Consider the following 22,994-nt stretch of genomic DNA (forward strand, 5'->3'; position numbering starts at 1 on the left):
AAAAGAATAAGGGTGGCTCAATTAGTGGAAAGTTGAGCTTCTTTTTTTATATAAAAAGCACCGGAGCAATCATTTATATCGATTGCTCCGGTGCTTAATTATTGTTTTTAATAATGAATAAGCTTACTGATTGTTACCTTTATATTTGAATGGCCACCAGTTACCTTTACCAAATGATTTAGCGACTGCTGGAATAAATAGTGGTAACATTAATAAATTGTAAATGATTAAACCAAGTATAACGACTGTTGCTATTTCCATTAGTGTCATTGCACCTGATGCATATAATGCAGCAACAGTACCTATTAGAATAATACATGCAGTCATTATAACTTTACCCATTTTACGCATAGCGATTTGTAATGCTTCGTTAATTCCTAGGGAAGCTTCTTCGCTGAAGCGGTTGACTAAGAATATAGCATAGTCAACACCGAGTGCCATTAATACTACGAAACTAAAGAATGGTACTACGAGTAATAATCCGCCCATATGCAACATGTTGCCAAAGATAATATTACTAATACCTATCGAAGCGTAGTAAGTAATTAATATAGAAGCAATCATGTAGATTGGCATAATAATTGAGCGTTGGAATATTAATAACACTATGAATAAGAATATTGAAATTAGGATGATTGCTTTATTCATATCATGGTCGATTGTGTCTTGTAAGTCATTGTTTTGAGAAGACATGCCACCATATTCAATTTTGCTATCTTTAAATGATGTTCCTTTAACTTGATTATCTACTGTTTTATGAATTGTATCGACAGTATTCATTGCTTTATTAGAGAATGGATCATCTTTTAAATCAATATTTAATAGCACAATTTTGCCATTATCTTCGCTATATTGATCAACTGATTTTTTCAAATCTCCATTGTTTAGCATGTCATTTGTAATATACATACCTGATTTTTTGATGTCTTCATCTTTAGACATATCTTTCATTCTTTGTTGAATTTTAGATTGTCCATCTTGAACTTGAGAAATACCATTTTGAGATTTTTCAAGTCCTTGAGACAATTGACCAGCCTGTTGTGTCACTTTTTGGTTTGAACCTTGTGGGTCTTGACTGCCTTGTTGCATCAATCCTTGAACTTGTTGGCTATCTTTTAATGGTGATACTTGTGAGTTCAATTGATTAAGACCATTGTTGACGTCATTTAAGCCATTATTGGCTTTGCCAAGTTGTTTTTGCATTTCATTTAACTGATAAGTAGCACCAAGTTGTTTGATAGGTGTACCAGTTGGGCGAGTGATTGTATTTACTGAATCAACGCCTTTAATTTTGTTAATAGATTGAGATAATGCCTCAAGGTCATTAACACCTTTACTATCAGTTAATTTGCTGTCGGATTTAATCGCTACTTGAACTGGGAAAGCTTCACCGACACTGAAATCATTTTTAATAACATTGATGGCTTTTATTGAGTCATATTTATCACTAATTTCATTAGTATTGTCGTACGTAATGTTATTAGGTGAGAAGAAAATAAGTGGCACCATAATTACGAATACGATTACTAATGCTATGAATGGGCGTTTAGTAGTGAAATCTGCTAATTTACCCCATAACTTACTATCTGAATGACCAGCAGCATTTTTACTTGGCCAAAATACTTTGTCTCCAATTAGTGCTAGGAGTGTAGGCAATAATGTAAATAAAACAATCATTAAACATAAAACGCCGACTGCAATACCAACGGCAGATTTAAATAAGCTAAATTTAACGAAGAATAATGCACCAAAGCCAACTAGTACGGTAATGGCACAAATTAATATTGTACGTCCACCATTTTTAAAAGTGCTTAAAACAGCATCGAAATTAGATTGGTCTTTACCTAATTCTTCCTTATATCTGTTTAGTAATAAAATACAATAGTCAGTACCTATACCGAATAATAGGGCGACTAAAAATGATTGAATATAAATAGACACAGGGAAATCAAAGTATTTAACTAATAGTGCGAGAATTCCTTGTGCAAAAACATATGACAACCCTACAAATACTAATGGTACGAAAGGAGTCACTACAGAACGGAAGACGAAGAATAAAATCACTAGTATTAATATTACTGTGATGATTTCAGTAGCTTGTAATCCTTTCTCTACACTTTTGTTGATATCGTCATGAATAATATCGTTACCAGTTAAATAAACATTTTTGAAATCCGGGTTTATTTTCTGAATATCTTCTTTAGCATCTAAAGTTTTGTTTTTATTATCAGAAGACACGATAGGTATCATGACAGACTTTTTATTATCTGAAACAAGTTTGTCTTCAGTATCTTTAGAATCAAAAGGTGAAATAACGCTTTCTACACCTTTAACTTTTTTAACTTTATCTACATAATCGTTGATTTCTTTTTTAGATGAATTGTCCAACTTATGATCCAGTTTGATTACGGCACTCATACTGTTTGAATCAGCGCCAACATCTTTTAACATTTGCTTGTATTGTTGTGAAGTCGTATCATTCGGTGGCACGATGTCCCCTTTATCACTAGCTAACTTTGAAAGGTTGGGTGCAAATACAATTGAACAAGCAATCGCTATCACAACTATAATGGAAATCAGCCATCTAAATTTTAATATTGATTTCATAATAGCCTCCTAGAATTTTTTTTACTGGAATAGTATAGCATCATGGTTGATACCTGTCAACTAATGGTGAACGATAATAATTTTTTCAAATGTTGGACTAAATGCGTATATCAATGTAATAGGAAAGTTCATATAATAGAAGATAAGATATAAAGAAATTCATGTACGAGTTTAATTTTTATTAAAGTTGAAACTTATCCTTGCATATAAGTTCAATTAAAAATATGATATTATAGTAAAATAGTTGTAAAATTTTTTAGTAAGAGGTGATATAAATGCGCAAGTGCCCAAACTGTGGAACAGAGGTACATAATGACGACAAAGTGTGCCCTAATTGTGGACATGATTTATTAAATCGACAATCAAGAAATAACCAGAAGAAAGCTTCAAATACAAACGTTCGCAAAATTATCCCATGGGGAATTGCATTTTTTATCATCGTATTAATCATTATTATTTTCTTCTTATTAAAGAATTTTAACTCACCCGAAGCGCAATCTGAATTATTAATCAATGCAATTGATAATAATGATACGCAGAAGTTATCGACCGTTCTAAGTACTCAAAATAACAATGTCGATGAAGACGAAGCTAAGGCATATATTAAATATATTAAAAATGAAATTGGTATGAAAAATTTCACTAAAGATGTTAGAACAAAAATAGCTTATTTAAATGAAAATGACGACCAACTTTCTAAATACGTGACAGCTCGCAACGGGGAAAAGATTTTAAAAATAACTAAAAATGGACGCAGATATTTAATATTTAATAATATGAATTTTACAGCGCCAACAAAAGAAGCAATTGTTAAACCTAAATTTGATGCGAAATACAAATTTAGATCTAATGATAAGCAACGTACTGTTGAAGCACCTAAAGATAAAACAACTTCCTTAGGTAAATTTATCCCAGGAAATTATAGTATAGATGCTAAGCGAACTACAGATAACGGACAGTTCAGTGGTAAATTGAAGTTTAACTTTAATAATAGTAACAATGAAACTGTAGATGTGTCTGAAAACTTCGACGAAGCATATTTACGTGTAAACTTAACTGGCGCAGACAAACTTGATGACGATTCTATTAAAGTGAAAATTAATGACAAAACATATGATTATGATGAATCGAAAGCATATGGACCTTATCCTAAAAACGAACAAATTAAAGTTTCCGCGAGTGGTGAAGCTAAGAAGAAAGACTTTAAATCTAGCGAAACAACGATTCAACCAGACAGCTTAAAAGATAATACAAATGTTAAGGTTCCTTTCGATAAAGATAAGATAGAAGACTATGTTAAGAAGAAAGAAAAAGAAGAAAATAGCTTCCGTTCTAAAATAACAAATTTTTTTAGTAATTATACGACAGCCTTGAATACTGCATATGGCCAAAGTGATTTTAATATTGTCTCTAATTATTTGAAGAAAGATTCATCTAATTATAAATCGACTAAGAGTGCTATAAGTTCACAAAGTTATAGTGCGATGCAAGTTCCACAAATATCAGAAATTATTAAAGTTGGTAATAAATTTTATGTAAGTGGTTATGGCATAAAAAAAGATGGTCAATATGGCGAAGTTAAATATACGCTAGAAGGCAATGACAATGGTAATGATTTAAAAGTTACTAATTATACCGAGTAATACAATATTTCAGCAAACTCTTAAAATATTGTTTTAATAATGAAGTTAATAGGAATGGTACTAGAATAAGATAAGATTTGTTTTGTATCGTGCTGTCGCCTAGGGTAGGTGTATGAGTGAGAGACTACAGTCTCGAACCATACTATCCTAAATCAAGGCAAACATGCACGGCAAAATCATAGGGAGCGGGACAAAAATCTTATTTTTATAAGATGATTTTGTAGTCCCACCCCGGCAAGGATGACTAGAGTTGAAAGAAGCTTGATAGAAGCGCATTTTCAATTCAGTCATAAAGAACCATACTATCAATATAAAATTAAAATAAGATAAGATTAGCTTTGTAACGATTTTGTATCGTGCTGACGCCTAGGGGAAACGTATGAGTGAGAGACTACAGTCTCGAACCATACTATCCTAAATCAAGGCAAACATGCACGGCAAAATCATAGGGAGCGGGACAAAAATCTTATTTTTATAAGATGATTTTGTAGTCCCACCCCGGTATGGATGACTAGAGTTGAAAGAAGCTTGATAAAAGCGCATTTTCAATTCAGTCATCTACTGACAAGATAAAAAGTGAGCCTGAAGACAATATTAATATAATCTTCAGGCTCACTTTTTTTAATAATTAAATAGATACTTTAATGTGATTAGTGTTACTATTTAAATAATACATAAAAAAGTTTATTTTAGGAGTTAAATAAATGAAAAATTACGAACAAACTTCAAAACCTACTATATTATTTATCGTTATATTAGGTGCATTAACAGCAATAGGTGCTTTATCTATTGATATGTTTCTGCCAGGATTACCTCAATTGCGTTCGGATTTCGGTACGACAACTTCAAATGCTCAGCTTACGCTGTCATTATTCATGATAGGTTTGGCTCTCGGTAATTTATTCATCGGGCCAATTTCAGATGCCTTAGGGAGAAAAAAGCCGCTTATCATCGCCATGGTAATTTTTGCAATAGCAAGTATAGCTATCGTTTTTACTACTAATATTTGGATAATGGTATTGTTAAGATTTATCCAAGGTTTCTGTGGTGGAGCAGGTGCAGTTATTTCACGTGCAATTTCAAGTGACTTATATAGTGGTAAACAACTGACTAAGTTTTTAGCAGTGTTAATGTTAGTGAACGGGATTGCTCCCGTTATAGCACCGACGCTTGGTGGTATTATCTTATCATTTTCTACGTGGCGAATGGTATTTATAATATTGACGATATTTGGTGTTTGTATGGTAGTTGGCTCATTGTTCAAAATTAATGAATCACTACCTATTGAACGCAGAGACCAAGCACATATAGGTGCTATTTTTAAAAACTTCAGTATGTTAATAGTAAAACCTAAGTTTGTATTACCGATGTTAATTCAAGGCTTTACATTTATTATGTTATTTAGTTACATCTCGGCATCACCATTTATCACACAACGTATTTATCATTTGTCGGCATTGCATTTCAGTTGGATGTTCGCTGGCGTGGGTATTACACTTATTTTTTCTAGTCAGCTTACTGGTAAGCTTGTGGACTATATTAATCAACAAACCTTATTAAGAGCGTTAACTCTGATTCAAATTATTGGCGTGATATGGGTGACTATTACGTTAACAGCACATTTACATATCATTACACTCATTATCGGTTTTGTTATTTTAGTAGCACCAGTTACCGGCGTAGCTACTTTAGCATTTTCAATTGCTATGAACGAGAGAACAGGGGGTAGTGGTAGTGCTTCAAGTTTGCTTGGCTTAGTACAGTCTCTATTTGGAGGTCTAGTTACACCGTTAGTAGGTTTAGCTGGTGAAACGAGCGCTATGCCTTATATAACTATTATTTGCATTAGTGGTGTTATCTTAATTATCTTACAAATTTTTAATTATTTTGCTTTTCGCAACACAGTACAATAAAAAAGACTACAAGCGTTGTTGAATTAAAATCAAATACGTTTGTAGTCTTTTTGTTTATTAATTATTATAAATGGTTAACGTTGTAGTTTAATTGTATTTGCTAATAATATTTGAGCAAGGGAATCAACAGACTCTTCACAGTTTTCACGAATCCAAAAATAGACAATGCCTATTTGTCCACCAACATTATAAATTACAAATTCTTTTTTATTTTTAACACTACTATGTTTTCCAATTATTTCATTATATGCATTTTTAGTAGCAGTCATATATTCAGAAAAAAGATTTTTATTTGGGTGTGTAACCATGATTGCATGGAAATATCCATAGTTTCGTTTAATGTATGTTAAAACTATCTTGAAAAATTTGTAAAGTTTGACTGGGTGGCTAGGCGCATTTTCTAAACTGTTATCGAAAGCATTTAATAAGTTTTGATATTTTGTTAAATGATACTTTTGAATCTGTGTTATTAAATCGTATTTATCAAGAAAATAATCATAAAATGTTGTTCTATTTACATTACTATAGGCACACACCATTTTAATTGTGATTTCTTCAAAAGGATATTCCTCAAGTAATATGATCATATTGCGTATAATTCTAAATTTGGCCTTTTGTCTCATTATTACACCTACGTTAAATTTTCTATATCTTTGCCGACACATTTTTTTTAAGTGTTGGTATTTTTTTGTGTCTCATCTCTCTATAATAGATAAAGTGAAATTTAAAAGCAAATAGGAGGAAACAATAATGAAAAAAATGATATTAATTAATGTCATTACTATTGTAGTTCTTGTAATTATTGGTGTCGTTGGCTTCCATTTTTACAATCAAGCTACAAGCTATGTATCGACAGACAACGCTAAAGTTGATGGCGACCAAATTAAAATATCTGCACCTGCGTCAGGTGAATTGAAATCTTTCGATGCGAAAGAAAATGATGATATGAAGAAAGGTGACAAAGTTGCTTCAATCGCAGCTAAAAGCGAAAGTGGCGGTTCACCTCAAACAATGGACATTAAAATGCCTCAAGACGGTACAATCGTTAAAACTGACGGCATGAAAGGTTCAGTAGCTCAAGCTGGATCACCAATTGCTTATGCTTATAATTTAGATGATTTAAATGTAACTGCAAACGTTGACGAAAAAGACATTGCAGATGTAGAAAAAGGTAAAGACGTTGACATTAAAGTTGATGGTGAAAATGCTAACCTTAAAGGTAAAGTTGATCAAGTAGGTAAAGCAACTGCTGCAAGCTTCTCAATGATGCCTTCTTCTAATAGTGATGGTAACTATACTAAAGTTTCTCAAGTAGTACCTGTTAAAATCAAATTAGATTCAAAACCATCTAAAAATGTTGTTCCAGGAATGAACGCTGAAGTTAAAATTCATAAAAACTAAGGGGGTCTTTAAATGACAGCGACCTTCATTATAATTTATGTAGTCATAGCGATCATTCTTGTCGGGTTGTTAAACTTGTTTATTTCGAAAAAAGGCAAGAAATCAACTAAAAGACAACTGGAACAAAAAAATTATAACAATGATTCGTCGAGTCAAAGTTATCAATCTAAATTTAACATAAGAGACAAAGATGATACGGCAGAGTCCAATAAATTATCTAACACTGATTCTACAGAGAAAGCTGTAGCGGCTTCTGTAGATAATGAAGAAACTCAATCATTTACTTCTGATTCTGCACAGTCAACTTCTCATGACGATATTCAAGAAGATGCTGCACAAGACTCAGATTTTGATAAAATCAACCCTGATTCAGAGGAAGCTAGGGTTAACGAAAAATTAAAAAAAGAACATAGCTCATTTATGTTTGGTAAAGGTACTACACAAATGAAAGTGTTATTGGCAATGATATTTGGTATGTTTATTGCGATTTTAAACCAAACATTGTTAAATGTGGCCTTACCTAAAATTAATACAGATTTTAATATTTCAGCAAATACAGGGCAATGGTTAATGACAGGTTTCATGCTTGTAAATGGAATTTTAATTCCAATCAGTGCCTTCCTATTCAATAAATACTCATATCGTAAATTATTCTTAGTTGCGATGGCGTTATTTACAATAGGTTCACTTGTTTGTGGTGTCTCCGGTTCCTTCACAATTATGATGGTTGGACGTGTACTACAAGCTATTGGTGCTGGTATATTAATGCCTTTAGGTACTAACGTGTTTATGACTATCTTCCCACCAGAAAAACGTGGTGCGGCGATGGGTACACTTGGTATCGCAATGATTTTAGCGCCAGCTATTGGTCCAACATTATCAGGTTATATCGTTGAAAATTATCACTGGAACGTAATGTTCTATGGAATGTTCGTGATCGGTTTAATTTCACTATTAATCTCATATATTTGGTTCCGTGTATACCAAGTTACAAGTAATCCTAAAGCTGATATTCCTGGTATTATCTTTAGTACTATCGGTTTCGGTGCTTTATTATATGGATTTAGTGAAGCAGGAAACAAAAGTTGGACATCACCAGTAATCATCGTTTCATTTATTATTGGTGTTATCTTTATCATCGCATTTGTTATTCGTGAGTTAACTATGCGTATACCAATGCTTAACTTAGAAGTATTGAAATACTCAGGTTTCACGTTAACAACTGTTATCAACATGATTGTTACAATGAGTTTATTTGGTGGTATGATTTTATTACCATTATATTTACAAAATTTAAGAGGTTTCACGCCTGTACAATCTGGTCTACTACTCTTACCAGGTGCTTTAATTATGGGTGTTATGGGACCAATCGCAGGACGCTTACTTGATGCTATTGGTATTAAACCATTAGCGATTATAGGTACCGCGATAATGACTTATGCAACATACGAATTGACTAAACTTAATATGAATACCACTTATGGTCATTTAATGTTAATTTATATCGTACGTTCATTTGGTATGAGTTTCATCATGATGCCTATTATGACGGCTGGTATGAACTCATTACCGTTACGTTTAATTCCTCATGGTAATGCATTGTCAAATACTTTGAGACAATTAGCGGGTTCGATTGGTACGGCAATACTAGTAACAGTTATGTCTAACCAAACAACTCAATATTCTGCTACTTATGCACAAGATTTAGATAAAACAAGCCCATTCCTTAAAGACCATTTACAACAAATGGCTCAAGCTATGGGTGGAGAACAAATGGCGACTAAACAAATCTTAGGTTTCGTTCAAAAGCTTGCTTCTATTAACGGTGTTAATAGCGCATTCTTAGTTGCGACTGGATTAAGTTTACTTGCATTTATCTTAAGTTTATTCTTAAAAGGCAAAGAGCATTATATTTCTAGAGAAAAATAATCGTAAAATATCCTAAAAATTTTAAGAGGCATCGTTATCATAGCGAGATAACGATGCTTCTTTTTGCATAAAAAAAGTACTGCACGTCTGACAGTACTTAGTGTTTATTTTATTGAATTGTATTAATGCGTTTACGTTTGTTTCTAAAGAATAGACTAATAAATAGTAATGCCAAACTACATATTAATAAGATTAATGCATTATTAATTGCATCAGCCTGTGTTAGTACTTGATCTGGTTTAACCGAAACATAATATTGACTTAGACTGTTTGCGATTCGTGTAGCAATATTTTGGAGAATAATTGAAAAACCAAAAGTTATCACTAGCATAATAATTAAAATGAAAATATTAATTATTTTTAGTACCATGCGATTAAAAATAATAGTTAGTATCGATAATACTAAACTTACAATCGTTGCTATAAAAAAGATATCAAAGACTAGAATAAGTGAATCTATGCGTGATTGTAGGTTTTCGATATTATCAATGTTGATATCAAGATTGGATATATTATTTAACGTGTCTTGAAAATGACTTAATTGATGAAACGTTATCGGCTCATTGACCAGTGCTAGATTAAATACAGGCTGTTTATACATACTATAACCAGTTATCGCTGTTAAGATTAACACAATGATATGAATAATAAGATTAAACCAAGAAAATCTTTTTTTACCTAACTTTTGACCTCTGTGCATCGGTGCACTTGTCAATGTATGTTCAAAATTTTTAAATCTATGATTTTGTTCTGCCATATGTACTCCTTTCAATAAAAACAGGTATATTTTTTAAGTTCAAAATTTTTATGTTAGTATTTAAATAATAATGTGCTATTAATTATTATCATATTGAAAATCAAATAGTTATTTATAATTTATTATAACTGTTTTTATAGCGTAAGTGGGAAAATATATACGATAAATATTACGATATCTATATTGTTTTTAAATTTATAAAAAGAGTGGGTTGGTTAATTCATGGCTTTTAACATAATGAATCACTTCATTAACAAATATTTATTACCAGTTAGATCAATTAATTTTGACAATGACGAGCAGTTACAACAATTTTTAACACAACGCGAGAGATTGAATGCTCAAAAACATAAACAGCCTGAAAGTTTAAATATAAAGTCAAATTTAGAAAAACAAACTTTTAACGATATGCAGGTGTTTAGGTTTAATTTTAGACATAATAGTAAACAGAAAATTTTATATCTTCATGGCGGATACAATGTATTGCAACCGTCAGTTTTCCATTGGAGATTTATGGATAAATTAGCGTTAAGTTCGTTACATGAAATTGTTATGCCTATTTATCCTAAGGCGCCAACTTACAATGTTAAAGATACTTACAGTGCAATTAATGATTTATATCAACAACTTGTTTCGGAAGTAGGAGAGGACAATATCGTTATTATGGGAGATGGCTCTGGTGGTAGTTTAGCATTGAGTTTTGTTCAGCAATTATATGCTCAAAATCTGCCAATGCCACAGAAAATTTATTTACTATCGCCATTGTTAGATGCCGAATTGGAAAATGATCAAATTACTGAGGCATTAATAAAAAAAGATAAACTGATTCATGTCGAAGGTGTACGTAAAGTCATGGAAGTATGGTCTGACGACTATGCACTGAAAGATGCGAAAATTTCACCGATTAATGGAAAAATCAATCACTTACCGCCTATTTACATGTTTGGCAGTACACAAGAAGTATATTACCCAGATATGTTAAAACTTGTAGAGTTGGGTGAAGAACATCAACAACCAATTCATTTTTATCCATATAAAAAGATGATACATGGCTTTCCATTATATCCAATTAGACAATCGCATAAAGTAGTAAGACAAATCGTACAATCATTAAAAACATAAAGTTTAAAAAATGCCGTCATAATTAAATGACGGCATTTTTAATGAGTTACTTGGAAGCAACTAACGTATTGATAGAATCAATTATTAATTTCTGACCTTTTAATGTATACAAATAAGAAATAAGCGTTGCAAAATCGTCCTCTGGATTATCCATTTGAGCGAACGTTTTTGAGGTATTCGTATAATCTTCCGCTATACCTTGTGCATATTCTTCATAGTGCTTTAAAAAGTCCGTTTCATCTTGATAAGCGTCTAATATAGAATAAACTGCATCCACAGTTTGTTTTTGGCCACGATAAAAACTGATGTTTAATCCTCTGTCAATTAACTGGTCATCAGGACCGTTAATAACGAGGGATTTACTTTGATTCAATTCACTTAAAGATGCTTTAACTTCGTCATGATGATCATAAAGTTGTGTACGGATAATATCTATTAATGATTCTGACATATGAATCACTCCTTATTTTGGTATGCCGATACGATGGCCAAGTTGTTTAGGCCAGTTGATAGTCGGTTGTTGCGCATAGTATTGCTCTAATTGTTGGTAATATTGTTGGGGGAAAGGACTTACTTTATTCGTATTTCTATCAATTCCTAACATCATTGCTTCGTTAGTGGCAGCAAGCGTATCGTCTTGCTTATACATAAATGCAAAAAAATGTGCTCTTTTAACATCATAGTCATACAAATATAATTTAACAGTATATGTTTCATCGAGCTTTAACTCTTGAAGATAACTTGTTTGTTCTTCAGCTGTGAACATAGTGTAGCTTAGTGTCTTTCTTTCTTCGAGTGACAAACCGTGTGCGTAATTAAATTGATTGATAATATCACTAAATATATGATTATAATGTGAATCATGCATGTGATTATTATGGTCAATCATGTCAGTTGAAACTTGCTGTGAAACTGTAAAAACTGTAGACATAGTCCTTTCAACTCCTGAATTTATATTTCTAAATTAGTAACGTCTACAATTATATTACTAAATATAGTTTAAACATACATCTATCACGATTCATGGTAAAATAAAGGAAAATAGTTGGGGAGGAAATTTTATGGGGCTGACGATAAATTATCAAATTGGCGACCATCCACTTCAACAAGTTGATGATGAACAAGCCTTACCGGCTGAGGCTGATTTCATATGGTATGATTACGAAAATCCGACATCATTAGAAAATCATCAATTACAAAATGATTTTAATTTTAATAAACTTGAAATTGATGATACAGTTAACGGTACACCAAGAGCAAAATATAAAACATATGCTTCATATCAATATATCGTTGTTCATGGCATACGTGATGAAGATTACAGACCGACTGCCATTAACTTCTTTATAAAAGATAATGTGTTAATTACATATCATCATACACATGAACAAGCTATTACAGATATCAACAATACTTTATGTGAACACACGATTGACTGTTTAACTGCTAGTAGCGTCATGCTTTATATTATAGATCAACTTGTAGATTATTATTTTGATTATATTTATGACATAGAAGAAAAAGTTTATGATTTTGAAGATAAACATGTAAATGATACTACGAGTAAGTTCATTATGGATAATGTGTTTAAGTTACGTTCGGATATCATAAAGTTAAAACGGATAGTCTTTCCAATGCATGAACTTATAGTTACACTTAAAGACAGTAAAACGCTATTTAACAGTCATAAAGACTATTTATATATTCAACATATTGAAGATCATATGATTAAACAAGAAAATAGTATTAAAACTTCTGACGAAATGACCAATGAAATAAGAGAGAATTATGAATCGTATAGTTCTTATAAAATGAATAATATAATGCAAATATTGACGCTTGTATCTGTGATTTTTTCACCATTAGCGTTAATTACAGGCATTTACGGTATGAACTTTAAATATATGCCAGAATTAAATTGGCACTATAGTTATTTCGCCGTCTTAGTCATTATGTTAGTTATTGCCAGTATATGTATTTGGTACTTTAAAAAGAAAAAGTGGTTTTAACCGTAACTTAAAAAATTTAACAAGATGAAAGTAGGGACAATAGTGAGCGATTCAAAGCGAGAACAAAGAAAGAATGACCATGTGGAAATAGCAATGGCACAAACAGATGCGCCACAATCAGATTTTGATAAAATAAGGTTTGTACATCATTCCATTCCAGATATAGATGTCAGTGATGTAGATTTGAGTAGTCAATTAACTGATTTTAAACTAGACTATCCTATTTATATTAATGCTATGACAGGTGGCAGTGAGTGGACAAAAAACATAAACGAGAAATTAGCAGTCGTAGCACGCGAAACAGGGTTAGCAATGGCAGTAGGTTCAACACATGCTGCATTACGTAATGCAAACATGGCGTCTTCATTTAGTATCGTGCGTGATACGAATCCTGAAGGTATTGTGTTTAGTAATGTCGGTGCCGATGTACCAGTCGATAAAGCGGAAGAAGCGGTAACATTATTAGATGCTCAAGCATTGCAAGTGCACGTTAATTCTCCTCAAGAATTAGTTATGCCTGAGGGGAATAGAGAATTTTCAACGTGGATGGATAATCTAGCATTGATTGTAGAACGTGTACCTGTACCTGTTATCGTTAAAGAAGTTGGCTTTGGCATGAGTAAAGAAACAATTCAAAGCCTTAAAGCTATTGGTGTAAAATACGTGGATGTTAGTGGTAAAGGTGGCACAAATTTCGTTGATATTGAAAATGAACGCCGTTCTTTAAAAGATATGAATTATTTATCATCTTGGGGCCAGTCCACAGTCGAATCATTGTTAGAAAGTACTAAATTCCAACAAGATGTTAATGTATTAGCGAGTGGCGGCGTTAGAACACCTTTAGATGCAGTAAAATGTTTAGCGTTGGGAGCAAATGCAGTAGGTATGTCGCGACCATTTTTAAATCATATTGAAAATTATGGCATAACTTCTACATTAGATTACGTTGAATCATTTATTGATCAAATGAAAAAAATTATGACGATGCTAAATGTTCGAACAATTGAAGAGTTAAAACAAACTCAAATTGTATTTAGTCCAGAACTTATTTCATGGATGGAACAAAGAGGCTTAACAATTTAAAATTCACTAAAAAACGTTAGTAATGAAGTCTAGTCACTTCTTACTAACGTTTTTTGCTTATATTATTTTAAAATATTAATAAATGATGTCACGATCGGCACACCTAATAAATCTATTAAAAAGGCGCCTACAATAGGTACAACAAGATACGCTTTCGGCGAAGCACCAAATTTTTTCGTAATAACGTCTAAGTTCGCCATTGCATTAGGTGTAGCACCTAATCCATGTCCTATAAAACCACCAATCATTACCGCAGCGTCATAATTTTTACCTAATCCTCGGAAAACGATAAAGACTGAGAATAAAACGATAAAGACAATTTGAACAAGTACGATAATAATAAGTGGAATAGCTAATTTATAAATGTCTGTTAAATTTATACTCATTAAAGCAATGGATAAAAATAGACTTAATGAAACATCACTGATTTTATCTACTATTTTCATATCGATTAATTGTAAATTACCATACTCAGATATGTTTCGAATAATAACAGCGACAAACATAGCGCCAACATACATTGGAATATTGATACTTGTTAAGTCTGTAAATGTATTGCCGATATAACTGCCGATTGCCATGCAAATAGCAACAATAGTAAATTGTAATAAAAAGACAGTTGTCGGTTCCATTTTATTATGTAAATGTTCATTATAAGAAACAGTACTATAATCTTCTTTTGTAGATTCCGCTTGTGAAGGTTTTAAATTATATTTGTTAATTAAGTATTTCACTACAGGTCCACCAATGAGCCCACCTGCAACGAGACCTAAAGTCGCTGCTGCTAATGCGGCTGTAAGTGCAGAATGATAACCGAGTTGTTGAATTGTTTGCCCATATGCCGCGGCATTACCATGTCCACCTTCCATTGACATTGATCCAGCAGTAATACCTAATAAAGGTGGTATATTAAGTACTTTTGCTAATGCAACACCAATAACATTTTGTAGTGTCGCTAATATGCCACAGAAAATAAAGTATAAAATGAGCACCTTGCCACCTAATTTTAATAATTTTAAAGATGCGCCTAGTCCTATGGTAGTAAAGAATGCTAGCATAAAGAAGTTTTGAAAGAAATCAGAGTTCAGTTTGATTGTGACAATGCTGAAACTCTGTAAAATAGCAACTAAGATTGCGAATAGTAAACCGCCTATGACGGGCGCGGGGATACATAATTTCTTTAATACCGAGACATGGTTCACAATATAGACACCAAGTAAGTACAAAATACTTGCTAATGCCAGGGTTGTAACCGCATCTATATGTAACATAATGAGCCCTCCTTATTATATGTAATAGTAATCGCTTACAAAATCATCTAAAGGGCATTATATATTGTAGTTGACAGTAATTGCAATGACAAATATATAGTTTATATAAAGAAGATAATATTTAATTTTTTTACAGTTTAATTGAATAAGTTCGAATTGATGACTTTATATTTATTTTTAGTTACCATGTAATCACGAGTAAATAGATAGAGATAAGGGGTTATGTCATGGAAAATTCACTACGCAGCCAAAAGCAATATGGTGCATTGGCTTTATTACCGCTAGTAATATTTTTAGTGTTATATATCGGCGTAGGTATTACATTTACAATAATGGGTAAAAAAGATGCCTTTGACCAATTACCACGTCATGTTGCAGTGTTTATCGGTATAGTGATTGCGTGGACTTGTTATGATCGCAAAACAAAATTTGCGAAAAAAGTACAAATTTTCACTGAAAATGCTGGTAACTCTGGCATCGTTAATTTAGGACTTATTTTACTATTAGCAGGTGCCTTTTCTACAGTTACATCCGACATGGGTGGTAAAGATGCTATGGTTAATATGGGTCTATCTGTTATACCACCGAGCTTATTAATTCCCGGCATTTTTATAATGAGTGGTTTTGCGGCACTGACTTTGGGAACGTCAACAGGGGCTCAGGCGGCCTTCATTCCTGTGGGTGTTGCGGTAGCACAAGCGGCAGATTTAAGTATAGCTGCAGCAGGTGCAGCAGTTATTGCAGGTGCATATTTTGGTGATAACTTATCCATTATTTCTGATACGACGATAGCTGCGACAAATGGCGTAGGCGCTAAAATGCGCGATAAATTTAAAATGAATGTTCTGATTGCCTTACCGGCCGCTATTTTAACGGCAGTCTGTTATGGTATTGTTGGTGGTACAGGTACGGTAAAAGGTGATTTAAGCTTTAATTTTATTAATATATTACCTTATTTATTTGTGTTAATTGCCGCGATTGCCGGATTAGACGTTATTTTAGTCCTTATTATAGGTATTTTAATGGCTGGTTTATTAGGCATCGTGCAAGGAAATATGGGCATTTTCCAATTTACAAAAGCGATTGGCGATGGCATGCAAAGCATGTTTTTAATTTTCTTAGTTGCCTTTTTAGTTTCAGGTTTAGTTGCTTTAATCCGTTACTACGGTGGTATCGATTGGATTATTCAAGCAATGAAAGCTAAAGCAAAAGGGCGCAAAAGTGCAGAATATGTAATAGGCTTTATGTCGGGCATTTTATCGGCAGCGTTGTCACATAATACATTAGCTATTATAATTTCAGCACCTATAGCCAAAGAAATCGGTGATGAGTATAAAGTACCACCAAAAAGAATGGCAAGCTTGCTTGATATTTTTGCTTGTAGTGCATTAATGGTTTTACCACATGATAGTGGGATGTTAATGGTTGAACAGTATGGACATGTATCGTACCTCGATGTTTTAAAATATTCATATTACCCCGTTATCTTTATTATATGTACAATAATTACCATACAATTTGGATTATTAGATAAGAAGAAAGTAAAGAACAAATAAATTAAAAGCTACGATAACTAATGCTGTTATCGTAGCTTTTTTATCATTGCTATTATTATTTCCAAGTTTCATCTGGTGGGAGCATAGCAGACTTTTTTAATCGCGAAACATAAGGATTTCCTTTAACGGTATAGCGTAGAGGTTTATGTGTCCATTCACCTTTGTTAGGAATACCAATGCGTCCGTCCTCAACAATAGCTCTCGGATATTTTCTGTTTTTTGTATCTATTATTAAATTGCCTTCGTTAAGTCTAGAGCCGTCTATATGTCTTGGAATATTGAACGCCTTAGTCCATTTACCAGGCCCATTAGTAATGTCATAACCGGTTTTACCACGGTGGTAAGCCATTGTCTCTATACCTTCTTCAGGTTCTACTGCTCGAATAAGGACACCTTCAGGTATGTCGGCTTGTTGGGTGACGAAGTTAATTAGTAAATGGGTATGCATCACGTGTGCATAAATTGTACCACCTTGTTTATATAAAGAAGCTACTTTGGGTGTGCGCTTACCATTAAAACCATGCGCAGCTTTATCATCAAAGCCTAAATACGCTTCCGTTTCGACGATATAACCTGTAAATGTTTGTTGTTCATCATGATAAATCACTTTAACACCTAATAAATCTTTAGCAATCGTTGTGGTATCACGTTGTAAAAAATCCACTTTTAAATGCCTCCTAAAAATAAATGCAAAATATAGTAATTATAAAATTTAGTTATTTTTAAAATTGTATATATATTTTTGTAATAGTTTGTTAAACTACATAATACATAAGTTGTAAAATATTTCATTCACACATATAGTTTACATTTAAAATACTACATAATAAAGGAGTTGCATTAAAATGACATCAAAAGTAGGGTTTGGTACAGCATACAAGCTGTTTTGGAAAAACTACGTTAATTTCACTGGGCGCTCGAGAAGAAGCGAGTACTGGTATACGGTATTATGGCACATTATTGTTTGTATTCCAGGTATTTTATTACTCGTTGGTGGCATTATAGGCACAATTATGGGTTTAATTGATAATAATGCGAGTACATCAGGTGTAAGTATTTTTTGTCTTATAGTAGGTTGGATTTATTTAGCGTTATATGGTTTAGCAACAATTATACCTAATTATGCATTGTTGATAAGAAGATTTCATGACACTGGTCGCACTATGGTCGTGCCAATTATCTTATTTAGTTTTTCAATTGTGATAAACGTTGTACCTTCAATTATTTCTGCACAATTATCGGATAACAATAGTTTAACTGGTTCAATAGTTGTCTTAATTTTTTATTTGGCGTACTTAGTATTAACGGTATACCAAATTGTCATTACTTGTCTTGATAGTCAACGTAATAGTAATAAATATGGATTAAGCCCAAAATATCAAGATACAAAAGCTAATTCATCTGCTGGGATATCACATGAGAATGATATCAATAACCAACATAATAATTTAACTCAATAGGTCAATATGAAAAGCCAATCCTTTTTTAATAAGAGGATTGGCTTTATTTATTATTATTTAATGATTAAATCAGACAGTTAAATTTTATTTTAAATGTAAGATAATGTTGGGTTTTCTCTACCAAGTAAATCATGTAGCGCTTTGTATTTATTAAATAAATGTTCATAAGCTTTAACTTTTTCAGCTTCAGGCTGCTTGCGATATAAAACAGCTTGTTTCATATTTTCTACTGTAGTTTCTAAATCTGTATAAGCACCACCAACATTAGCGCCAAGCATTGCAGCACCTAATGCGGTTGCATTACTTGAATCCAATACTACTACTTCCTTGTTTAATACATTGGCATATATATCTACAAGTAGATCACTTTTCTTAGGAATGCCTCCTGAAGCAAATACAGTGTGTACTGGAATATTGTTATTTTCAAATTGTTGCATGATTAGTTTTGTACCAAATGCAGTTGCTTCAATATGCGCACGATGGACCATTGCGAAAGGTGTTTGTAACGTTAAACCGAAAATACTACCCGTAAGTTGACTATCGCTTAAAATACTGCGATTACCATTGTGCCAATCTAACACCGTTACGTGTTGATCTTCGATGGCAATTTCTTTAGCTAAGTTTTCAAGATGTTCTAATACTGATATGTTTTGTCTTTTTGCTTCATCCACAATCGCTTTAGGCGCTTGTTGGGCAGAATAATTAAACAAGTCACCTACAGCTGCTTGACCAGCTTCATAAGCATACAGTCCCGGTATGATAGCATCTTTTACAGAACCAGTAATAGCTGGTATTGGTGCTTGTTTAGCATCTAACATTAGGTGACATGTGCTAGTACCGATAACTGGTGTGAATTCACCTTGTTGAATCGCACCTACACCTAAAACGCCTGAATGTGCATCAATAATATAAGGAGAAATTTGAACATTAGCATTTAATCCCCATAATTGTTGATAGTGTGTACTAAGAGATCCCGCACTTTCTCCAATTTTGACTACTGGTGCTTCACATTTTTCTTTAACGATGTCTGGCAATTCACTATCTACTGCAGCGAAAAACTCATAATTGAATCCTTCTTCTTCATTATAAAAGCCTTTAAAACCAATACCACAATTAGAACGTAAATTTTTGTTTGTTAGTAAGCTAACGAGATAGTCACCAGCCTCCATAATATATGAGGTAGCTTCTAAAATTTCAGGCGCTTGCTGTTTCACTTCTAATATTTTAGGAATCATCCATTCACAATTAACACTATGACCATAATTATCTAACCAGTGCTTATTATATTGTGCGCTAATTTCATTCATTAAATCAGCTTGTTCTTGAGCACCGTGGTGTTTCCATAGTTTTACATAGGAATGTGGATTATTTTCGTATTCAGATTTAGTATGTAATGGTTCGAAATTATCATCTAAAAATACGATGGTACAACTTGTAAAATCAATGCCAATGCCAATTACTTCATTAGGATCAACTTGACTGTCATTTAATACATGAGTTACACCTTGTTCAAGGATCTGCGTATAATCCTCGGCATGTTGTAAAAAATAATTTTGCGGTAATTTTTGGCCGTTTAAGGAACCAGAAATTGTGCCATGTGGGTATTCTTTAATATAACTTGATATTATAGCTCCGTTTGATGTATCTACTAAAAATACTCTTCCAGAGGCTGTGCCATAATCTATGCCAATACTGTAACTCATATCGGGTAAATCCTCCTTATAATAGGTAATTATTTATATTTTAATTAAAGATTGTAAACTAATGATAGTGCTTACATTTCATGCTGTAAAGTTGTACAACTCGTAAACTTACAGTAAACTATTCTTTTGTTTACTTGAAAGTGCTATGATGTAATTAGTTTAAGCAGAAGAAATACATAATTATCGACACAAAAAACATAAAAAGATATATAAGGAGAAGATGTGTAATGACTCTGCGTATAGAAAACGTGACCAAGAAATATAAAGAGTTTAAAGCTGTAGATGATGTTTCCCTTACACTCGAAGAAGGTAACATGTTAGGCTTTCTTGGACGTAACGGAGCAGGCAAAACAACGACATTTAGAATGATTTTAGGCTTAACGCCTATCACTGAAGGACAAATTACTTATAAAGGGAAAAAAATTGATAAAAAGCAATATGATTATGTAGGCTATTTACCTGAAGAACGTGGTTTACACCCTAAGATGAAAGTGTATGATGAGTTGTTTTACTTGGCTACATTAAAAGGGATGAAGTCAAAAGATATAAAAAAAGCCATTGATTATTGGCTTAATAGATTCGATATTGTGCAAAATAGAGACAAAAAAATCGAAGCATTATCAAAAGGGAATCAACAAAAGATTCAATTGTTAGCAAGTATGATACATCAACCACAATTATTAATTTTAGATGAACCTTTTAGTGGTTTGGATCCAGTCAATGTAGAATTATTAAAGTCTGCAGTAAAAGAATTAAACGATCAAGGTACGACGATTATTTATAGTTCACATAGAATGGAGCACGTAGAAGAACTATGTGACGATGTGTGTATTTTAAATAATGGTAAGTTAGTCGTGGCCGGTCAAATTGATGAAGTCAAAGCGAATCATGGTAATAAGAGTGTAATGATAGAAACTGCGCATGAAATGCCGGAGTTAGAATCGATTGACGGCGTATTAAATGTGGAACGCAACAAACGCGAAATTAAGGTGACGATCGAGAATGAAGCAATAGCCGAAAAGGTTTATGAAGTAGTCGTAAATTATGGCTTTGTTAAGAGATTTCAAGTCGTTGAACCTTCTTTAAATGAAATTTTCATAGATAAAGTAGGTGATTATAATGGATAGATTTTTAGCTACTTTCGCACTTACTTATCGTAATAAGGTAAAAGCAAAATCATTTCTAATTTTCACAGGCATTGTTGTTATTTTAATCTTAGCAGCGGGCAACATTAATAAAATCATTGATTTATTCGATAATGGCGGAGATAAAATAGGTATAGTTGCGAATAATGATAAGTTATATAAAGCAATAAACTCTCAAGAAAAACAACTGAATGATGATGCCACGTATCAAAGAATGTCAGAAAGTAAAGCCAAGAAAGAGATAAAAGATAAAAAGCTAGATGAAGCTTATATTGTTAGTTTAGCTGATAACAAATTAAACGGTAAAATTTTAAGTCATGACACAGTATCTGCACAAAAGCAACAAAAGTTTCAAGCTATGTTAACGACGATACAAACACAGATTACGGCATCTAATTTGAAATTAACACCATCAGAATTAAAGTCATTGCAAGCCCAAAGTAAAGTATCGACAGAAATGATATCCGATAATCAACACAATAATAATTTATCTGAAGCACAAAAAATGTTTAATATCATCGTTGTGTATGCCGGAATTATGTTGCTATTCTTTATTATTATCAATTATGCAAATCAAATAGCTATGGAAATTGCTACAGAGAAGACGTCGCGTGTTATCGAAATGATTATAACGAGTGTATCACCAATGATGCATATTCTTGCTAAAATAGCAGGGATTATAGCAGTAGCATTAACACAAATAGTGATTTTCGTGATTGTTGCCATTATTTCGTATTTTGCATTTGACGTTAAAGAAATGTTCAAAGGTTTTGATGTACATCCCGGCTCATTAACTACACAAATTATTATCGTAGGTATGATTAATTTAATCGTGGGTGTATTATCTTACGTTTTCTTAGCAGCAATATTAGGTGCAATTACTGCTCGAATCGAAGACATTAATCAGTCTATTATGCCAATGTCATTATTAGGTATGATTGGATTATATGTATCGTTATATAGCGTTTGGAATCCGGATGCGTTAATCACTAAAATTACGAGCTTTATTCCAATGTTATCGCCATTTATTATGTTTGTGCGTTCATCTTCTCCGAATGTCGAGATATGGGAAATTGTTGTCAGTGTCATTATTTCGCTGATTACTGCAGTTATTTTATTATGGGTGGCAATAAGAAGTTATAAAGACAGTATTTTAAGTTTTGATAGAAGCGTAAAAGCTTCAATGAAACGTCTATTAAAACGTAGTTAATTCTTTGTGTAAATTTACAAAATATATAGATTTACATTTAGTAAAATTGTTACAATGTAACTTATAAATATTAGAGTTGTAAATAAAATGAAAACATGCAGGCATACCCCAACAAGTTTATTATTGCTTGTATGTTTTTATTTGATTGATGTTTGAACAAGGGAACAGTAATTAGCAGTATCGAC

General features: G+C 32.6%; 19 protein-coding genes. 11 read left to right on the top strand and 8 right to left on the bottom strand.

Annotated features, from left to right (window positions below):
- Window positions 1-123 precede the first annotated feature (123 nt).
- Complete coding sequence (locus C7J89_RS04305; protein ID WP_103295668.1) at window positions 124-2,607, bottom strand: MMPL family transporter; 2,484 nt, start codon at window positions 2,605-2,607, stop codon at window positions 124-126.
- Between the two features lie 275 nt (window positions 2,608-2,882).
- Here C7J89_RS04305 and C7J89_RS04310 point away from each other — a divergent pair, with 275 nt between their 5' ends.
- Together C7J89_RS04310 and C7J89_RS04315 are read left to right on the top strand one after the other, a co-directional pair.
- Complete coding sequence (locus C7J89_RS04310; protein ID WP_103295669.1) at window positions 2,883-4,250, top strand: membrane-associated protein TcaA; 1,368 nt, start codon at window positions 2,883-2,885, stop codon at window positions 4,248-4,250.
- 704 nt (window positions 4,251-4,954) lie between these two features.
- A complete protein-coding gene (locus C7J89_RS04315; RefSeq protein ID WP_103295670.1) occupies window positions 4,955-6,163 on the top strand; it encodes a putative multidrug effflux MFS transporter TcaB in 1,209 nt (402 codons plus the stop codon).
- A 74-nt stretch (window positions 6,164-6,237) separates the two neighbouring features.
- Here C7J89_RS04315 and C7J89_RS04320 read toward each other — a convergent pair whose 3' ends face one another.
- Window positions 6,238-6,786 (bottom strand): TetR/AcrR family transcriptional regulator, encoded by a 549-nt coding sequence (locus C7J89_RS04320; RefSeq protein WP_061853578.1) that lies wholly within the window; start codon window positions 6,784-6,786, stop codon window positions 6,238-6,240.
- 127 nt (window positions 6,787-6,913) lie between these two features.
- Between C7J89_RS04320 and C7J89_RS04325 the strand changes: the two genes are divergently transcribed.
- Both C7J89_RS04325 and C7J89_RS04330 read left to right on the top strand, forming a co-directional pair.
- Complete coding sequence (locus C7J89_RS04325; protein ID WP_061853577.1) at window positions 6,914-7,564, top strand: HlyD family secretion protein; 651 nt, start codon at window positions 6,914-6,916, stop codon at window positions 7,562-7,564.
- Between the two features lie 12 nt (window positions 7,565-7,576).
- Window positions 7,577-9,493, top strand: a complete 1,917-nt coding sequence (locus tag C7J89_RS04330) for a DHA2 family efflux MFS transporter permease subunit (protein ID WP_061853576.1) — start codon at window positions 7,577-7,579, stop codon at window positions 9,491-9,493.
- A gap of 109 nt (window positions 9,494-9,602) precedes the next feature.
- Here C7J89_RS04330 and C7J89_RS04335 read toward each other — a convergent pair whose 3' ends face one another.
- The gene (locus tag C7J89_RS04335) at window positions 9,603-10,250 is read right to left on the bottom strand and encodes a hypothetical protein (RefSeq protein WP_103295671.1); all 648 of its coding nucleotides are present in this window, start codon (window positions 10,248-10,250) and stop codon (window positions 9,603-9,605) included.
- 222 nt (window positions 10,251-10,472) lie between these two features.
- Between C7J89_RS04335 and C7J89_RS04340 the strand changes: the two genes are divergently transcribed.
- Entirely contained in the window at window positions 10,473-11,372 is a 900-nt protein-coding gene (locus C7J89_RS04340; protein ID WP_103295672.1) for an alpha/beta hydrolase fold domain-containing protein, read from the top strand.
- 46 nt (window positions 11,373-11,418) lie between these two features.
- On the opposite strand, the gene C7J89_RS04345 is transcribed toward C7J89_RS04340, so the two are convergent.
- A complete protein-coding gene (locus C7J89_RS04345; RefSeq protein WP_061853573.1) occupies window positions 11,419-11,823 on the bottom strand; it encodes a hypothetical protein in 405 nt (134 codons plus the stop codon).
- 12 nt (window positions 11,824-11,835) lie between these two features.
- Window positions 11,836-12,303 carry a thioesterase family protein gene (locus C7J89_RS04350; RefSeq protein WP_103295673.1) on the bottom strand — a complete coding sequence of 156 codons (468 nt, stop codon included), beginning with the start codon at window positions 12,301-12,303 and terminating at the stop codon, window positions 11,836-11,838.
- 130 nt (window positions 12,304-12,433) lie between these two features.
- Here C7J89_RS04350 and corA point away from each other — a divergent pair, with 130 nt between their 5' ends.
- Together corA and fni are read left to right on the top strand one after the other, a co-directional pair.
- Window positions 12,434-13,381: a magnesium/cobalt transporter CorA gene (gene corA, locus C7J89_RS04355; RefSeq protein WP_103295674.1), complete on the top strand. Its 948-nt coding sequence runs from the start codon at window positions 12,434-12,436 to the stop codon at window positions 13,379-13,381.
- 42 nt (window positions 13,382-13,423) lie between these two features.
- Complete coding sequence (gene fni, locus C7J89_RS04360) at window positions 13,424-14,464, top strand: type 2 isopentenyl-diphosphate Delta-isomerase (protein ID WP_061853570.1); 1,041 nt, start codon at window positions 13,424-13,426, stop codon at window positions 14,462-14,464.
- A gap of 62 nt (window positions 14,465-14,526) precedes the next feature.
- On the opposite strand, the gene gltS is transcribed toward fni, so the two are convergent.
- Window positions 14,527-15,735: a sodium/glutamate symporter gene (gene gltS, locus C7J89_RS04365; protein ID WP_103295675.1), complete on the bottom strand. Its 1,209-nt coding sequence runs from the start codon at window positions 15,733-15,735 to the stop codon at window positions 14,527-14,529.
- A 227-nt stretch (window positions 15,736-15,962) separates the two neighbouring features.
- On the opposite strand from gltS, the gene C7J89_RS04370 reads away from it, so the two are divergent.
- On the top strand, window positions 15,963-17,291 hold the full coding sequence (locus C7J89_RS04370; protein WP_103295676.1) for a Na+/H+ antiporter NhaC family protein: 1,329 nt from the start codon (window positions 15,963-15,965) through the stop codon (window positions 17,289-17,291).
- 55 nt (window positions 17,292-17,346) lie between these two features.
- Here the strand turns inward: C7J89_RS04370 and C7J89_RS04375 are convergent, their stop codons facing one another.
- Window positions 17,347-17,955: a DNA-3-methyladenine glycosylase gene (locus tag C7J89_RS04375; RefSeq protein WP_103295677.1), complete on the bottom strand. Its 609-nt coding sequence runs from the start codon at window positions 17,953-17,955 to the stop codon at window positions 17,347-17,349.
- Between the two features lie 181 nt (window positions 17,956-18,136).
- On the opposite strand from C7J89_RS04375, the gene C7J89_RS04380 reads away from it, so the two are divergent.
- The gene (locus C7J89_RS04380; protein ID WP_103295678.1) at window positions 18,137-18,751 is read left to right on the top strand and encodes a DUF805 domain-containing protein; all 615 of its coding nucleotides are present in this window, start codon (window positions 18,137-18,139) and stop codon (window positions 18,749-18,751) included.
- A gap of 89 nt (window positions 18,752-18,840) precedes the next feature.
- Here C7J89_RS04380 and C7J89_RS04385 read toward each other — a convergent pair whose 3' ends face one another.
- Window positions 18,841-20,454, bottom strand: coding sequence for a ribulokinase (locus tag C7J89_RS04385; protein WP_103295679.1), 1,614 nt, complete (start codon window positions 20,452-20,454; stop codon window positions 18,841-18,843).
- A 227-nt stretch (window positions 20,455-20,681) separates the two neighbouring features.
- Here C7J89_RS04385 and C7J89_RS04390 point away from each other — a divergent pair, with 227 nt between their 5' ends.
- Window positions 20,682-21,581: an ABC transporter ATP-binding protein gene (locus tag C7J89_RS04390; RefSeq protein WP_061853564.1), complete on the top strand. Its 900-nt coding sequence runs from the start codon at window positions 20,682-20,684 to the stop codon at window positions 21,579-21,581.
- Window positions 21,574-22,809, top strand: a complete 1,236-nt coding sequence (locus C7J89_RS04395) for an ABC transporter permease (protein WP_061853563.1) — start codon at window positions 21,574-21,576, stop codon at window positions 22,807-22,809. Before C7J89_RS04390 ends, C7J89_RS04395 begins: the two co-directional genes overlap by 8 nt.
- Window positions 22,810-22,994 lie beyond the last annotated feature (185 nt).

This window comes from Staphylococcus kloosii (genome assembly GCF_003019255.1).
Classification (GTDB): Bacteria; Bacillota; Bacilli; order Staphylococcales; family Staphylococcaceae; genus Staphylococcus; species Staphylococcus kloosii.

What these genes read in the sequence shown, in the direction of transcription:
- C7J89_RS04305 (WP_103295668.1), bottom strand. Translation starts at nt 2,607, where the DNA reads ATGAAATCAATATTAAAATTTAGATGGCTGATTTCCATTATAGTTGTG.
- C7J89_RS04310 (WP_103295669.1), top strand. Translation starts at nt 2,883, where the DNA reads ATGCGCAAGTGCCCAAACTGTGGAACAGAGGTACATAATGACGACAAA.
- C7J89_RS04315 (WP_103295670.1), top strand. Translation starts at nt 4,955, where the DNA reads ATGAAAAATTACGAACAAACTTCAAAACCTACTATATTATTTATCGTT.
- C7J89_RS04320 (WP_061853578.1), bottom strand. Translation starts at nt 6,786, where the DNA reads ATGAGACAAAAGGCCAAATTTAGAATTATACGCAATATGATCATATTA.
- C7J89_RS04325 (WP_061853577.1), top strand. Translation starts at nt 6,914, where the DNA reads ATGAAAAAAATGATATTAATTAATGTCATTACTATTGTAGTTCTTGTA.
- C7J89_RS04330 (WP_061853576.1), top strand. Translation starts at nt 7,577, where the DNA reads ATGACAGCGACCTTCATTATAATTTATGTAGTCATAGCGATCATTCTT.
- C7J89_RS04335 (WP_103295671.1), bottom strand. Translation starts at nt 10,250, where the DNA reads ATGGCAGAACAAAATCATAGATTTAAAAATTTTGAACATACATTGACA.
- C7J89_RS04340 (WP_103295672.1), top strand. Translation starts at nt 10,473, where the DNA reads ATGGCTTTTAACATAATGAATCACTTCATTAACAAATATTTATTACCA.
- C7J89_RS04345 (WP_061853573.1), bottom strand. Translation starts at nt 11,823, where the DNA reads ATGTCAGAATCATTAATAGATATTATCCGTACACAACTTTATGATCAT.
- C7J89_RS04350 (WP_103295673.1), bottom strand. Translation starts at nt 12,303, where the DNA reads ATGTCTACAGTTTTTACAGTTTCACAGCAAGTTTCAACTGACATGATT.
- corA (WP_103295674.1), top strand. Translation starts at nt 12,434, where the DNA reads ATGGGGCTGACGATAAATTATCAAATTGGCGACCATCCACTTCAACAA.
- gltS (WP_103295675.1), bottom strand. Translation starts at nt 15,735, where the DNA reads ATGTTACATATAGATGCGGTTACAACCCTGGCATTAGCAAGTATTTTG.
- C7J89_RS04370 (WP_103295676.1), top strand. Translation starts at nt 15,963, where the DNA reads ATGGAAAATTCACTACGCAGCCAAAAGCAATATGGTGCATTGGCTTTA.
- C7J89_RS04380 (WP_103295678.1), top strand. Translation starts at nt 18,137, where the DNA reads ATGACATCAAAAGTAGGGTTTGGTACAGCATACAAGCTGTTTTGGAAA.
- C7J89_RS04385 (WP_103295679.1), bottom strand. Translation starts at nt 20,454, where the DNA reads ATGAGTTACAGTATTGGCATAGATTATGGCACAGCCTCTGGAAGAGTA.
- C7J89_RS04390 (WP_061853564.1), top strand. Translation starts at nt 20,682, where the DNA reads ATGACTCTGCGTATAGAAAACGTGACCAAGAAATATAAAGAGTTTAAA.
- C7J89_RS04395 (WP_061853563.1), top strand. Translation starts at nt 21,574, where the DNA reads ATGGATAGATTTTTAGCTACTTTCGCACTTACTTATCGTAATAAGGTA.